Raw genomic sequence first — 13,791 nt, 5'->3', positions numbered from 1 at the left:
CGCCGCGGCCAGCATCGCCGGGAATGTGGACATGCCGCTACACTCGCCGACATCCACGGGAGAGTTCCGCCATGCCTTCGATCACCCTGCCTTTCCGCCCTCGCCTGCTGGCCTGTGCCGCCGTGCTGCTGTCCCTGTCGGCGCCCGCGCTGGCCCAGCGTGTGGTGCAGGGTGACCTGCAGCAGCAGATGTCACCGGCCGAATTCAAGGCCGCAGGCCTGGACAAGCTCAATGCCGCCGAGCTGGCCACGCTGAACCGCTGGCTGCAGGGCAAGGTTGAAGCCGCCACCACCGAGGCCGTCGCTGCGGTGCGCGAAGAAGCGCGCGAGGAAGGCCGCCAGGAAGTGATCGTGAAGAACCGCGGCTTCTTCGACTTCGGCAGCAACGAGCCGATCAGCGGCGTGCTGCAGGGCGAGTTCCGCGGTTTCGGCAAGGGCCGGGTCTACGTGCTGGACAATGGCCAGCAGTGGGAACAGACCGATGCCACCTCGATTTCCGGCGTACGCAAGCAGTCGCCGAAGGTCAGCATCAGCCCCGGAGTGATGGGCGTGTGGTACCTGAAGGTCGAAGGCGTGAACACCCAGCCCAAGGTGCGCCGCACCAAGTAACGGCCTGGCTTTGCTGTAGAGCCAAGCCAACGTTTGGCGGCAACCGTCTGCGCCACCACCGACTGTAGATCCACGCCATGCGTGGATGCCATTCCGCTTGACCCCGCCGACGAGTGCCCGGCGGGGCCAGCCCAGGGATTACGAGGCCTGGCGCAGTGCGGTCACCCGCTGCGCCAGCTTCTTCGCCGAAACGCCGGTGCGTGCGCCCAGCTCCTGCGCGAACAACGATACCCTCAGCTCCTCCAGATCCCAGCGCAAGGCCTGCCACTGCGGCCGCTCGCGCAGGCCCTGCTGCTCGCCCACCTGCAATGCCTCCAGGAACGGGTGCAGTTCCAGCATGCGCGCCTGGTCACGCGGGGGATCGCGCTTGGCGCGTTCGGTGCGCAGGATCATCGCTTTCAGGTACCGCGGGTACTGCGCCAGGGCATCGGCCGGCGTGTCGCGCAGGAAGCCGGGATGGATCAGCCCAACCAGCTGCGCTTCCATGTCATCCAGATTGCCGCGCGCCCAGCCCATCAACGGTGCCTCCAGCATCGGCTTCAACTCGGCCACCAGGGCAAGGATCGACTCGGCCAGCTTCAACCGCTGCATGGCCTCGCCGAACAGCGTTTTTGCGGCGTGCTCGCGACGCTGCTCGAATGCCGCCGCATCGCGGATATCGCCCAGGCCGTCGGCCAGCACGGCATTCAGCGCTGCATCGACCAGATCGCCACGCAGGCGTTCCTGGGTTTCGATCGAGGCGTACAGCAGCCCGGTCTTCGCCGCCACCGGCAACTGCTTGCGTGCCTGCTTGATCTTCTCGCCCAGGCCGATCTCCAGCAGTCGGCGCACGCCCAGCGGGTGTGCTTCCTCGGCCTGTTGGCGATCAGCAAAGATGCGCAGTGCAACGCTGTCACCCTCATCCTTCAGCGCGGGATAGGCCGGAACGCCGGCCTCGCCCGGCACCTGCAGCGGAATCGGCGAGGCCGGGAACGTGCGCAGGCCATCGGCCGCCATCTCGCGCCCGGCACGTGCGGCGAACGCATCGCCGGCACGGCCACCGAACTTCGCACGCAGCACATCGAGGTCGCGCGAGGTTGCCAGCACCTTGCCCTGCTCATCGCGCAGGCGCAGGTTCATGTGCAGGTGCGGTTCGATTGAACCGGGCTCGAAATCGGTAGCGGCCACGGTTGCCCCCGTTGCACGGGACAGGAAGCGCGCCAGCTCGCCGGTGATCGCGTCCGCGCTGGGCTGCGGGAAGGCCTCGTAGAACGCGCGCGCGAAATCCGGTGCCGGCACGTAGTTGCGCCGCATCGCCTTGGGCAGGCTGCGGATCAGCGCGGCCGCCTTGTCGGCAACGAAACCCGGCGCCAACCATCCCAACTGCACCGCATCCAATGCATTGAGCAGGTGCAGCGGGACGTCCAGGGTCACGCCGTCATCTTCGGCCCCGGGTTCGAAGCGGTAGTGCAGCGGCAACCGCGCCTGGCCCAGCGCCAGGTACTTCGGGTAGCGCTCCTGCTCGCTGCCTTCGCCCGGCAGCAGATCCACCAGCGACCAGTGCAGGCCCTTGCGCTGTTCCGACGGCAGCGCCTTCCACCACGCATCCAGCCCGGACGCGGAGTGGATCTGCGGCGGCACCCGGTCCAGGTACCAGCGTGCCTGCCAGTCCTCGTCGGCAACGATGCCGGCACGGCGCAGCTTGGCTTCTTCCTCGCGTGCCTGCTCCAGCACCTTCTGGTTGTCGGCCACGAAGCTGGCGCGGGTGTTGATCTCACCGGTCACCAGTGCCTGGCGCACGAAGATGTCATGCGCCTCGCCGGCGTTGATGCGGCCGTAGTGCACCGGCTTCTTCGGTGCCAGCACCAGCCCGAACAGGCTGATCTGCTCGGAGGCCAGCACCTGGCCCTGCGCACGCGACCAGTGCGGGTCGAAGTGCTTGCGCAGCAGCAGGTGCGGCAGTTCGGCAATCACCCAGTCCGGCTCGATCGCCGCCAGGGTCATGCCCCACACCTTCTGCGTATCCAGCAGGTTGGCGGCCAGCAGCCACGGTGGCGGCCGCTTGGACAGCGTCGAGCCGGGGAACGGCAGGAAACGGCGTTGGCGCGGCGCCTGGAAATCACCCTTCTCGCTGCGATGGCCGATCTGCGTGGGCAGGCCCGCCACCAACGCCCGATGCAGGGTCTGGTAAGCCGTGGCGCGAACGCGTTCGCTGTAACCACCGCCGTCGGGCGCCTGGTCCTTCTGCGCACGGGCCGCGACCGGCGCGGGCGCCGTTTCGGCCTTGCCCTCGCGGGCCAGGCGCGCAGCACGGTGCAGCTGGCCACGGGTCGCCTTCACCGCAGCAGCATCATCGCGCGCCGGAGCCGGCGCACTGCTGCCGGCCAGCAGCGGTGCCATCGATGCTTCGTGGGCCTCTTCCTTCCAGCCCAGTTCCTCGCACAGCAGGCGCAGCTGCCGATGCAGCTCGCGCCATTCACGCATGCGCAGGAAGCCGAGGAAGTGGCGGCCGCACCAGTCGCGCAGCTTGGACTGGGTCAGATCCTCATGGGACTGGCGATAGGCATCCCACAGGCGCAGCACACCGACGAACTCGGAGCGGCCATCGGCGAACTGCGCGTGTGCGTTGTCGGCGGCGCCACGCGCCTCGGGCGGCCGCTCGCGCGGATCCTGGATGCCCAGGAACGAGGCGATCACCAGCATCGGTCGCAGGCAGCCCGCGGCCTGCGCCGCCACCAGCATGCGCGCCAGTTTCACGTCCACCGGCAGGCGCGCCATCTGCTTGCCGATCGCGGTCAGGTGGCGTTCGCTGTCGATCGCCCCCAGCTCGGTCAGATGCTGCCAACCGTCAGCGACGGCCCGCTCATCCGGCGCCTCAAGGAACGGGAAGTCCTCGATGCGGCCCAGGCCGAGCTGCAGCATGCGCAGGATCACCCCGGCCAGGCTGGAACGACGGATTTCCGGATCGGTGAACTCCGCCCGCGCCTGGAAATCGGCCTCGGCATACAGGCGATAGCAGATGCCCTCGGCCACGCGGCCACAGCGGCCCTTGCGCTGGTTGGCACTGGCCTGCGAGATCGGCTCGATGTGCAGCCGGTCCAGCTTGTTGCGCGGGCTGTAACGCTTGACGCGGGCGAAACCGGGGTCGACCACATAACGGATGCGCGGCACCGTCAACGAGGTCTCGGCCACGTTGGTGGCCAGCACGATGCGCCGGTTCGGGCCGGGGTTGAACACCCGGTCCTGGTCCTGGTTGGACAGCCGCGCGTACAGCGGCAGCACTTCGGTATTGCGGTACTTGCGCCGCTCCAGCGACTGGTGCACATCGCGGATCTCACGCTCGCCCGGCAGGAAGATCAGCACGTCGCCGCGGGAATCCAGGCGGGTGATTTCATCGATGGCCGCAACGATCGCATCGTTGACCGTGCGTTCGCCCTGGTCTTCGCCCTCGCCTTCCAGCGCGCGATAGCGCACCTCCACCGGATAGGTTCGGCCTTCGACGCTGATCACCGGCGCATTGTCGAAATGCTGGGCGAAGCGCTCGGTGTCGATGGTCGCCGAAGTGACGATCAGCTTCAGGTCTGGGCGCTTGCGCAGCAGCTGCTTGAGATAGCCAAGCAGGAAGTCGATGTTGAGGCTGCGTTCGTGCGCTTCGTCGACGATGATCGTGTCGTAGTTCGACAGCCAGCGATCACTGGCGATTTCGGCCAGCAGGATGCCGTCGGTCATGAACTTGATGCGGGTGTCTTCGCCGACCTTGTCGTTGAAGCGCACCTGGTAGCCCACCAGCTGGCCCAGCTCGCTCTGCAGTTCCTGCGCGACACGGCTGGCCACCGCACGTGCGGCGATCCGGCGCGGCTGCGTGCAGCCGATCATGCCGGCCTGGCCACGGCCGGCGGCCAGGCACAGCTTCGGCAGCTGCGTGGTCTTGCCCGAGCCGGTTTCACCGGCGATCACCACCACCTGATGGTCGCGGATCAACTGGGTGATGGTCTCGGCTTCACGCGCAATCGGCAGCTGTGGGTCCAGAGTAATGGCCGGCTGTTGTTGCGCCCGCGCCTGCCGGCGCTGCACCGAAACCTGCAAGGCCTGCTCGAAACTGGCGGCCAACGCCGCATCCTGTGGCTTGGCCTGGCAACGCGAGAGCATTCCCAGCAATCGTCCACGGTCGCGGCTCATGGCGCCGTCGATGGCGGCACGCTGTTGGCGCTGGCGGGACTGCGGCATTTTGTCGATAGCGTTCATCAATCGGTTCGTTTAAAACTTTGAATGCGACCAGTCATCAAGACTGATTTATTGTGAAGGCCAACGATTCCACAAGGAGGAACCCCATGGCGAAGACCAAGAGCACGACCAAGCCCAAGACCGGCAAGCAGAAGCTTGCGGCTTCCGCGCCGTCGGCCCCCAACATCGATATCGGGATCACCCAGGGCGACCGCAAGAAGATCGCCGACGGATTGGCGCGGTTCCAGGCCGATGCGTTCACGCTCTATCTGAAGACCCACAACTTCCACTGGAATGTCACCGGGTCGATGTTCAACTCGCTGCACACCATGTTCGAGACGCAGTACACCGAGCAGTGGGCGGCACTGGACGATGTGGCCGAGCGCATCCGCGCACTGGGCTTCAATGCCCCGGGCTCCTACCGGGAATTTGCTGCGCTGACCTCGATCGTCGAGGAGCCGGGCCTGACCGACAGTGCGGACTGGCGTGAAATGGTACGCCAGTTGGTGGTCGCCAACGAAGCGGTATGCCGTACGGCACGTGAAGTGCTGGATGTGGCCGACGACGCTGACGACGCCCCGACCGAGGATCTGATGACCCAGCGCCTGCAGACCCACGAGAAATACGCGTGGATGCTGCGCTCGCTGCTCCAGTAAGGGTTTCGGATGGTTCGGCAGGGCTGCGCCCTGCACCCGCAGAGGCTTTGAAGCCAAGGCCAGAGCCAGAGCAAAAGCTGACTTCCTGTGGGTAGGCGGGGTGGGTCCGGTGGCAGGGGACGCCGTAAACCCGTCCATGGGGGCTTGGCCGCGGCATCCATGCCGCGGACACCCCTGCCACCGGACCCACCCCGCCTTCGACAGTCTTCCGCAATCTGTCGGGCCAACTCTTAAAGCTTGGGGTCGGATCCGTTTTCCGCAGGAAAACGGATCCGACCCCATTTTATTTGTCGATATCTGACAGATTTCATCCACGCATGGCGTGGATCTACCAACCGTCACCGGAAATCTGTCGGGGGCGGGGCGGTGTGGGCTTGCAGGACCGTTGGCGCCATGGATGGCGCCATCGAGCCCCCATGGACGGGTTTACGGCGTGTCCTGCAAGCCCACACCGCACCGCCAAACCACGGATCACCCCAGAGCCTGCTGTTGCTGTTGCTGTTGCTGCTGTTGCCAGGGTTGCCGGCCAGCGGCCGGCACTACAGCAGGTGCCGGGTGCAACCCGGCCGAACCCCCGCCGGGGTAAACTAGCTGGATGGCTTCCCGTCCCGCGCACGACCTGCTCCGCCGCGTCTTTGGTTACGACGATTTCCGTGGTCCGCAGCAGGACATCGTGGAGCATGTGGCTGCCGGTCACGATGCCCTGGTACTGATGCCCACCGGCGGCGGCAAATCACTGTGCTACCAGGTGCCCGCCCTGCTGCGTGACGGCTGTGGCATCGTCATCTCGCCGCTGATCGCACTGATGCAGGACCAGGTCGAAGCCCTGCGCCAGCTCGGTGTGCGCGCCGAATTCCTGAACTCGACCCTGGACGCCGAAACGGCTGGCCGGGTCGAACGCGAACTGCTCGCCGGTGAGCTCGACATGCTCTATGTCGCTCCCGAGCGCCTGCTGACCGGCCGCTTCCTGTCGCTGCTGTCGCGCAGCCGGATCGCCCTGTTCGCCATCGACGAAGCCCATTGCGTGTCGCAATGGGGCCACGACTTCCGCCCCGAATACCGGCAGCTGACCGTCCTGCACGAGCGCTGGCCGGAGATTCCGCGGATCGCCCTGACCGCCACCGCCGACCCGCCAACCCAGCGCGAGATCGCCGAGCGGCTGGACCTGGCCGAAGCACGTCACTTCGTCAGCTCCTTCGATCGCCCCAACATCCGCTACACCGTGGTGCAGAAGGACAACGCCCGCAAGCAGCTGAGCGATTTCCTGCGCAGCCATCGCAGCGAGGCCGGCATCGTCTACTGCATGTCACGGCGCAAGGTGGAGGAAACCGCCGAGTTCCTGTGCACGCAGGGGTTCAATGCCCTGCCCTACCACGCCGGCCTGCCCGCGGAAGTGCGTGCCAACAACCAGCGCCGGTTCCTGCGCGAGGACGGCATCGTCATGTGCGCGACCATCGCCTTCGGCATGGGCATCGACAAGCCGGACGTACGCTTTGTCGCCCATACCGACCTGCCCAAGTCGATGGAAGGCTACTACCAGGAAACCGGCCGCGCCGGGCGCGATGGCGAAGCCGCCGAGGCCTGGCTCTGCTACGGCCTGGGCGATGTGGTACTGCTCAAGCAGATGATCGAGCAGTCCGAGGCCAGCGAGGAGCGCAAGCAGCTGGAGCGGTCCAAGCTCGACCACCTGCTGGGCTACTGCGAATCGATGCAGTGCCGCCGCCAGGTGCTGCTGGCCGGTTTCGGCGAGACCTATCCCAAGCCCTGCGGCAACTGCGATAACTGCCTCACCCCGCCGGCGGCCTGGGACGCCACCATCCCCGCGCAGAAGGCGTTGAGCTGTGTATACCGCAGTGGCCAGCGCTTCGGCGTCGGCCACCTGATCGACGTCCTGCGCGGCAGCGAGAACGAGAAGGTCAAGCAGCAGGGCCACGACAAGCTGAGCACCTACGCCATCGGCCGCGACCTGGATGCACGCACCTGGCGCAGCGTGTTCCGCCAGCTGGTGGCCGCCAGCCTGCTGGAAGTGGACAGCGAGGGCCACGGTGGCCTGCGCCTGACCGATGCCAGCCGCGATGTGCTGACCGGTCGCCGCCAGATCAGCATGCGCCGCGATGCGGTCAGTGCCAGCGCCGGGCGCGAACGCAGCGCGCAACGCACCGGCCTGTCGGTGCTGCCGCAGGACCTGGCCCTGTTCAACGCGCTGCGCGGCCTGCGCGCCGAGCTGGCGCGCGAGCAGAACGTGCCGGCCTTCGTGATCTTCCACGACAGCACCCTGCGCAACATCGCCGAACAGCGCCCGACCTCGCTGGACGAGCTGGCCCGGGTCGGTGGCATCGGCGGCACCAAGCTCAGCCGCTATGGCCCGAGGTTGGTCGAGATCGTGCGCGAAGAGGGGTGACCCCGGTAGCGCCGGGCCATGCCCGGCGGCCCGCATATCGACCGCGCTTCACGCCCGCCGGGCATGGCCCGGCGCTACCAGCGCTGCGCGATTGCGCACCCTCGCCCGGCTCAAACCTTGAACCACCCGTTCAGCCGGATGTGCATGTCCGCCCACTTGCCGCTAGATTAGCGCCATGTCCCTCGCCTCGACCCTGCTCCGTGTCGTGCTCATGCTCAGCCTGTTGCTCAACGGGCTGAACGCGGCCATGGCCAGCGGGCACGAGGACATGGGCCGCATGGCCCATGCGATGGCCTCGGCGATGACCGATGAAGGCGACGCTGACTGCCACCACCACGCCGGCATGACGGCCGACGAGGCGCCGCAGGCCAAGGCCCCCGCCCACGACGCACACTGCCAGATCAAGGACTGCGTGCGCAGCTGCGCCCAGCACCCGCTGCTGGCGGTGCAGGCACTGCCGTTCCTGACCGGTCCCGGTCTTTCCCTGGCCCCGCAGCCGATGCCTGCCAATGGCCGCCCGGCACCGCCGCTGCCGCCGATCTCACGCCCTCCCATCGGCTGATCCAACACGCCTCGTGCGCGCTGCGCACTGAAGCCGGCCCTGCGCTGGCGTCTTTCCGTGTTTGGAGTCACCACCATGAGTACCCGTATTCCTCCCGGCCCGGGCGCTGTGCCCATGCCGTCGCGCCGTCTGTTCGTGCAGGGCATCGCTGCTGGCGGCGTGGTCGCCGGCATCGCCGCGGCCGGCATCCCGCAGCGCGCGCTCGCCGCCGCTTCTGCCGCGCCACGCCTGGCCGGTGCACCTTCGGTCATCAGCGATACCCGCGTCGAACTGGCGATCGGCGAGTCGCTGGCCAACTTCACCGGCCGCACCCGCCCGGCGATCACCGTCAACGGATCGCTGCCGGCACCGATCCTGCGCTGGCGCGAAGGCCAGACCGTGGACCTGTTCGTGCGCAACACGCTCGGCCAGCACCCTACTTCGATCCACTGGCACGGCATCCTGCTGCCGGCCAACATGGATGGCGTGCCGGGCCTGAGCTTCAACGGCATCGGCCCTGGCGAGACCTACCACTACCACTTCGACCTCAAGCAGTCCGGCACCTACTGGTATCACAGCCATTCGCTGTTCCAGGAACAGGCGGGGCTGTACGGCGCGCTGATCATCGACCCGGCCGAACCGGCGCCGTACCGGCATGACCGCGAGCACGTGATCATGCTGTCCGACTGGACCGACATGGATCCCGGCGCGTTATTCCGGCGCATGAAGAAGCTCGCCGAGCACGACAACTACTACAAGCGCACCCTGCCCGACTTCCTGCGCGACGCGCGTCGCGATGGCTGGTCGGCCGCGCTGTCCGACCGCGGCATGTGGGGCCGGATGCGGATGACGCCCAGCGACATCTCCGACATCAACGCGCACACCTATACCTACCTGATGAACGGGACCGCGCCGGCCGGCAACTGGACCGGGCTGTTCCGCAGTGGCGAAAAGGTGCTGCTGCGTTTCATCAACGGTGCGTCGATGACCTACTTCGACGTGCGCATTCCCGGCCTGAAGATGACCGTGGTCGCCGCCGACGGCCAGTACATCCATCCGGTCAGCATCGACGAGTTCCGCATCGCCCCGGCCGAAACCTACGACGTACTGGTGGAACCCAGCGGCCAGGATGCCTTCACCATCTTCTGCCAGGACATGGGCCGTACCGGCTATGCCGCGGGCACCCTCGCCGTGCGCCATGGACTGCAGGCACCGATTCCCGCGCGCGATCCGCGCCCGTTGCTGACGATGGCCGACATGGGTCACGACATGGGCGGCGGTGGCCACGGCGGCCACGACATGGCAGCAATGAAGGGCATGGAAGGCGGCTGCGGTGCCAGCATGGGCCACGGCGCACATGGCGGCGGCGAGACCGCCAGCAAAGCGCCAAAGCATCCGGCCAGCGAGCGCAACAATCCGCTGGTGGACATGCAGAGTTCGGCCACCGAGCCCAAGCTGGACGACCCCGGCATCGGCCTGCGCGACAACGGCCGCCAGGTGCTGACCTATGGTGCGATGCGCAGCCTGTTCGAAGACCCCGATGGCCGCGAGCCCGGCCGCGAGATCGAGCTGCACCTGACCGGCCACATGGAAAAGTTCTCCTGGTCGTTCGACGGCATTCCCTTCGCTGGCGCCGAACCGCTGCGCCTGAACTACGGCGAGCGCATGCGCATCGTGCTGGTCAACGACACCATGATGCAGCACCCGATCCACCTGCATGGCGTGTGGAGCGACCTGGAAAACGCGCAGGGTGAATTCCAGGTGCGCAAGCACACCATCGACATGCCGCCCGGTACACGCCGCACCTATCGCGTACGCGCCGATGCCCTCGGCCGCTGGGCCTACCACTGCCACCTGCTGTACCACATGGAAGCAGGCATGATGCGCGAAGTGAGGATCGAAGAATGAGCCGTTCCCTGCTTGCCCCAAGCCTGTTGACCCTCGGCCTGTTGGCCGCGCTGCCCACGTTCGCGCAGTCCCATGCCGGCCATGACATGACAGCACACGCGCCTCCTGCCGATGCCACGCCAGCGGCCGACGTGGATCATTCGAAGATGGACCATTCGAAGATGGATCACGGTGCGATGGACCATTCAACGATGGACCATGGCGCGATGGATCACGCGACAATGGGCCACGGCACGCCCGCGCCGACGCAGCCGCGCGAACCGATACCTGTCCCCACCGATGCCGATCGTGCGGCCGCGTTTCCACCCATCGCGCATGGTGCGATGGAGCACCCACCGGAAATCCACAGCCTGCTGCTGATCGATCGCCTGGAACACTGGGATGGAAAGAACGGCAACGGCCAGGCCTGGGAGGCCAGTGGCTGGATCGGCGGCAACATCAACCGCCTGTGGCTGCGCACCGATGGCGAACGCAGCGAAGGCCGCACGGAATCATCAGGCGTGGAAGCGCTGTACGGGCGTGCAATTTCGCCGTGGTGGGACGTGCTGGTCGGTGTACGCCAGGACTTCCGCCCCGCCGATTCACGCACCTGGGCGGCGATCGGCATCCAGGGCTTGGCGCCGTACAAGTTCGAAAGCTCGGCCACGCTGTATGCCGGTTCCGGTGGCCAGCTGATGGCCAAGGCCGAGATCGAATACGACGTGCTGTTGACCAACCGGTTGATCCTGCAGCCCCTGCTGGAAGCTACCGTGGCCAGCAAGGACGAACCGGAGCACGGCATCGGCCGCGGCCTCAACAAGGTCGAAGCCGGACTGCGCCTGCGCTACGAGTTCAATCGCCGCTTCGCGCCGTACATCGGCATCAGCCACGAACGGGCTTTCGGTGATACCGCCGACTATGCCGGCGATCATGCACGCGACACACGCTGGGTCGCCGGCATCCGCATGTGGTTCTGAGCAGCGGATCATGAGCAGCAGCCAGCCCCGGCAACCGCCGGGGCCGGCTACACTGCCGCACGTTCCATTGCAGGCTGCACCATGTCGTTGCATATCCGCCGCGCCACCCTGGCCGACGTCGACGCGTTGTCGGCGATCGCCATCGCCACCTATATCGAAACCTGGGGCGATTCCTATCCGCCGCAGGACCTGCGCACCTTCCTGCAGGATCACTACGGCGCCGAGCCGCAGCGAGCGGAACTGTCCGACCCGCGCAGCGCGGTGTGGCTGCTGCTGGAGGGTGAGACGGTGGTGGGCTATCTGGCCGCCGGCGCCAACACCCTTCCGCATGCCGAAGCACGTGAAGGCGACATCGAACTGAAGCGGCTGTACATCCTGGCCAGCCACCAGAACGGCGGCCACGGCGCGCGCCTGATGGATGCCTTCATGACCTGGCTGGACCAGCCGCAGCGCCGCACTCTGTGGGTGGGCGTGTGGGAAGAGAACTTCGGCGCGCAGCGCTTCTACGCGCGCTACGGCTGCAGCAAGGCCGGCGAGTATGACTTCATCGTCGGTGACAGCCGCGACCGCGAGTTCATCCTGCGCCGGCCCTGAGCCGCGTTCCTGTAGAGTCGAGCCAGGCTCGACGCCTGTTCTGGTAGATGCCGACCTTGGTCGGCGCGGCCCCAAAGAGCAAAGCCGAGCAAGGCTCGACGCTGCTACCTAGAAGTCGAACAACTCCGACAGGAAGCTTTCCTTCTTCTTTTTCTTGTAGCCCTGGCTGTACTGGCCACGGTTGTCATCGTGGCGCTGGCCGAGATGACGGGTATCGCGATGCATCACCGGCGGCGGAGCGGCCTGCGGTTGCACCGGCGCGGGCCCTGGCGGCGGCATGGCGGCACCTGCACCGTCAGTGGCGCGCTCGATGATCTTGTCGAGTTCGCCACGATCCAGCCATACGCCACGGCAGCTCGGGCAGTAGTCGATCTCGATGCCATGGCGCTCGGCCATCTGCAGGGTCTGGGTCTTGCACACGGGGCACAGCATTCGCATTGCTCCTGTCGGTCTGGCCTCGACTGTACCTGTGTGCGGATGACTGTGCGGCAACGCATGACCGATGGCACAGGGACTTCCGGCGCGTGCCGCCACGTCCGCCGCCCTGCAGACTGCCTCGCGACCTCGCTGCAAGGAATGCATGTGACTGCCCGTGACTCGACTCCCACCGGCATGCGCCTGTTGCTGGTGCTGCTTGGCGTTGGCCTCGGCCTGAACGTGCGCGACATCAGTGCCACGCTGGGCGCGCCGATTCCCGCCCTGCCCATGCCCTACGGTGGCAGCCTGCTGGACAACGCGCTGGCGGTGCTGGTCGCACTGCTGCTGGCCACGCTCCTGCGCCCCCGCGGAGTGGGCCTGCTGGCCAGCCTCGGCCTGCGCGGAAACGGCATGCGTGGCCCGTTGTGGGTGCTGCTGGCCAGCCTGCCGTGCTGGCTGGGGCTGGCCCTGCTGGGGACGCCCAACACGGCGCTGACGACGCTGGACGCCACGATGCTGGCCGTGCTGTTCCCGCTGGCCGAAGAAGTGCTGTTCCGCGGCCTCGGCTTCGTGCTGCTGGCGAAGATCGTGCGCGGCCCCTGGCCGTTGCTCGCACTGCCGCAGGCCCTGCTGTTCGGCGTGGTGCACTGGCTGGGCTTCGGCGGCTTCGACGGCGGCGGCGTGGCCCTGTTCGTCGGCGTAGTGATCGCCTTCGGCGGTTTCATCTTCGCCTGGCTCGACCACCTCGACGGCAACACCCTGTGGTGCGGTCTGGTCCTGCACGTGTCGATGAACCTGGCCTGGAATGTGTTCAGCCTCGACGACGCCGTTGCGCTGGGCTGGCAGGCCACCAGCCTGCGCATCGGCACTACGCTGCTGGCAGTGGCAGCGCTGGCCTGGCATGTGCGGACCCAGCGCAACCGCGCGCTGTAACGCTGGCTTAGCCGATCCTGCACGCGGGGCTCACTGGGGGCTTGCGCATACTTGCGCGCCTTTCATGCCCTGCCGTCCGGAGTTGTTGCGTCATGCTGCTGTCCAAGCGCCACGTTGAACCACGCGTCCTGCTGATCGAAGACGCCGAGGAAACCCGTGAACTGAGCCGGATGGCGCTGGAGAGCCAGGCCTGCCACGTCGCAGGCGTCAGCAGCGCCGAAGCCGCGCTGGGCCTGCTGGCCGCCGGAGAGCGCTTCGACCTGATGTTCACCGACGTCAATCTCGGCCTGGTCAGCGGCATCGAGGCCGCCAACCGCGTGCGCAGCCTGTATCCGCAGCTGCCGATCCTGGTGACCTCTGGCATGGACCAGCATGCCGTGCTGCCGCAACTGCACGACGGCATTCATTTCCTGCCCAAGCCCTACAACATGAGCGAGCTGCTGGATGCGATCCGGCTGTGCTTCCGCCATGCCGCCGATGCCGCGCTGATGCCGGCGCCGCAGGCAAGCGCGGCCTGAGGCTGCCATCCACGCGTTGCGTGGATCTACTGGTGCATCCACGCATGGCGTGGATC

Annotated in this window: 11 protein-coding genes; 9 read left to right on the top strand and 2 right to left on the bottom strand. The window is 67.0% G+C overall.

Translation table 11 applies throughout. The annotated features are described in order from the left end of the window. Positions 1 to 71: 71 nt before the first annotated feature. Positions 72 to 608, top strand: a complete 537-nt coding sequence (locus LC407_RS09515) for a hypothetical protein (protein ID WP_223482728.1) — start codon at positions 72 to 74, stop codon at positions 606 to 608. A gap of 138 nt (positions 609 to 746) precedes the next feature. Here the strand turns inward: LC407_RS09515 and hrpA are convergent, their stop codons facing one another. Then, positions 747 to 4,832 (bottom strand): ATP-dependent RNA helicase HrpA, encoded by a 4,086-nt coding sequence (gene hrpA, locus LC407_RS09510; protein WP_223482727.1) that lies wholly within the window; start codon positions 4,830 to 4,832, stop codon positions 747 to 749. Positions 4,833 to 4,918: 86 nt separating this feature from the next. Here hrpA and LC407_RS09505 point away from each other — a divergent pair, with 86 nt between their 5' ends. The 6 genes from LC407_RS09505 to LC407_RS09480 all read left to right on the top strand — a co-directional run bounded on the left by LC407_RS09505 (position 4,919) and on the right by LC407_RS09480 (position 11,867). Beyond that, positions 4,919 to 5,467, top strand: a complete 549-nt coding sequence (locus tag LC407_RS09505) for a Dps family protein (protein ID WP_025879374.1) — start codon at positions 4,919 to 4,921, stop codon at positions 5,465 to 5,467. A gap of 595 nt (positions 5,468 to 6,062) precedes the next feature. Continuing rightward, positions 6,063 to 7,868, top strand: a complete 1,806-nt coding sequence (recQ, locus tag LC407_RS09500; protein WP_025874645.1) for a DNA helicase RecQ — start codon at positions 6,063 to 6,065, stop codon at positions 7,866 to 7,868. A 175-nt stretch (positions 7,869 to 8,043) separates the two neighbouring features. Continuing rightward, positions 8,044 to 8,430 (top strand): CopL family metal-binding regulatory protein, encoded by a 387-nt coding sequence (locus tag LC407_RS09495; RefSeq protein WP_208083291.1) that lies wholly within the window; start codon positions 8,044 to 8,046, stop codon positions 8,428 to 8,430. A 75-nt stretch (positions 8,431 to 8,505) separates the two neighbouring features. Further along, positions 8,506 to 10,317 (top strand): copper resistance system multicopper oxidase, encoded by a 1,812-nt coding sequence (locus LC407_RS09490; protein ID WP_223482726.1) that lies wholly within the window; start codon positions 8,506 to 8,508, stop codon positions 10,315 to 10,317. Continuing rightward, a complete protein-coding gene (locus LC407_RS09485; RefSeq protein ID WP_218787871.1) occupies positions 10,314 to 11,273 on the top strand; it encodes a copper resistance protein B in 960 nt (319 codons plus the stop codon). The genes LC407_RS09490 and LC407_RS09485 overlap by 4 nt, the downstream gene beginning before the upstream one ends. 81 nt (positions 11,274 to 11,354) lie before the next feature. Continuing rightward, the gene (locus LC407_RS09480) at positions 11,355 to 11,867 is read left to right on the top strand and encodes a GNAT family N-acetyltransferase (protein ID WP_134832981.1); all 513 of its coding nucleotides are present in this window, start codon (positions 11,355 to 11,357) and stop codon (positions 11,865 to 11,867) included. Positions 11,868 to 11,975: 108 nt separating this feature from the next. Here LC407_RS09480 and LC407_RS09475 read toward each other — a convergent pair whose 3' ends face one another. After that, positions 11,976 to 12,299: a zf-TFIIB domain-containing protein gene (locus LC407_RS09475; protein WP_025874650.1), complete on the bottom strand. Its 324-nt coding sequence runs from the start codon at positions 12,297 to 12,299 to the stop codon at positions 11,976 to 11,978. A 180-nt stretch (positions 12,300 to 12,479) separates the two neighbouring features. On the opposite strand from LC407_RS09475, the gene LC407_RS09470 reads away from it, so the two are divergent. After that, positions 12,480 to 13,217 carry a CPBP family glutamic-type intramembrane protease gene (locus tag LC407_RS09470; protein WP_223482945.1) on the top strand — a complete coding sequence of 246 codons (738 nt, stop codon included), beginning with the start codon at positions 12,480 to 12,482 and terminating at the stop codon, positions 13,215 to 13,217. Positions 13,218 to 13,309: 92 nt separating this feature from the next. Continuing rightward, complete coding sequence (locus LC407_RS09465; protein WP_025874652.1) at positions 13,310 to 13,735, top strand: response regulator; 426 nt, start codon at positions 13,310 to 13,312, stop codon at positions 13,733 to 13,735. Positions 13,736 to 13,791 lie beyond the last annotated feature (56 nt).

The sequence above is a fragment of the Stenotrophomonas sp. OVS01A genome, from assembly GCF_019969775.1.
Lineage (GTDB): Bacteria > Pseudomonadota > Gammaproteobacteria > Xanthomonadales > Xanthomonadaceae > Stenotrophomonas > Stenotrophomonas indicatrix.
This window is presented reverse-complemented; position numbering and strand designations above follow the sequence as displayed.

Coding starts and splice junctions, on each gene's coding strand:
- LC407_RS09485 (WP_218787871.1), top strand. CDS start 10,314: ATGAGCCGTTCCCTGCTTGCCCCAAGCCTGTTGACCCTCGGCCTGTTG.
- recQ (WP_025874645.1), top strand. CDS start 6,063: ATGGCTTCCCGTCCCGCGCACGACCTGCTCCGCCGCGTCTTTGGTTAC.
- LC407_RS09465 (WP_025874652.1), top strand. CDS start 13,310: ATGCTGCTGTCCAAGCGCCACGTTGAACCACGCGTCCTGCTGATCGAA.
- LC407_RS09495 (WP_208083291.1), top strand. CDS start 8,044: ATGTCCCTCGCCTCGACCCTGCTCCGTGTCGTGCTCATGCTCAGCCTG.
- hrpA (WP_223482727.1), bottom strand. CDS start 4,832: ATGAACGCTATCGACAAAATGCCGCAGTCCCGCCAGCGCCAACAGCGT.
- LC407_RS09470 (WP_223482945.1), top strand. CDS start 12,480: ATGCGCCTGTTGCTGGTGCTGCTTGGCGTTGGCCTCGGCCTGAACGTG.
- LC407_RS09475 (WP_025874650.1), bottom strand. CDS start 12,299: ATGCTGTGCCCCGTGTGCAAGACCCAGACCCTGCAGATGGCCGAGCGC.
- LC407_RS09480 (WP_134832981.1), top strand. CDS start 11,355: ATGTCGTTGCATATCCGCCGCGCCACCCTGGCCGACGTCGACGCGTTG.
- LC407_RS09505 (WP_025879374.1), top strand. CDS start 4,919: ATGGCGAAGACCAAGAGCACGACCAAGCCCAAGACCGGCAAGCAGAAG.
- LC407_RS09490 (WP_223482726.1), top strand. CDS start 8,506: ATGAGTACCCGTATTCCTCCCGGCCCGGGCGCTGTGCCCATGCCGTCG.
- LC407_RS09515 (WP_223482728.1), top strand. CDS start 72: ATGCCTTCGATCACCCTGCCTTTCCGCCCTCGCCTGCTGGCCTGTGCC.